This window comes from Microbacterium sp. UMB0228 (genome assembly GCF_002871415.1).
Taxonomy (GTDB): domain Bacteria; phylum Actinomycetota; class Actinomycetes; order Actinomycetales; family Microbacteriaceae; genus Microbacterium.
This window is the reverse complement of sequence record NZ_PNFU01000005.1, coordinates 240,378-240,690: the sequence shown is the minus strand read 5'-3', so window position 1 is coordinate 240,690 and position 313 is coordinate 240,378.

Sequence of the window (313 nt, the reverse complement as noted above, 5' to 3'; positions counted from 1 at the left end):
CCGCCCCGCCCCACCCCTCGGCTGTGCGGGATCAATTTCGTGCCCCGTTTCCACGCATCCGGCCCCCTTTCCGTCCCGCCACAGCCCCGCTACCGTCCCCCGCGGTCGTGCGGGATCGAAAACGCGCACGAGCGCCCCGCGTCCGGAGCGTTTTCCGTCCCGCTCCTCCGCGTCGGCCTCGCTGCCGCCCCCGCTATCGTTCGGGATCAAGAACGCGCGGCACCGCGCCGGATCCGGAGCGCTTTCCGTCCCGCATCAGTGCCTCGTCGGTTGGTTGGTTGTCCTGCCGCGCGGGATCGGTAGCGCGCGCCAA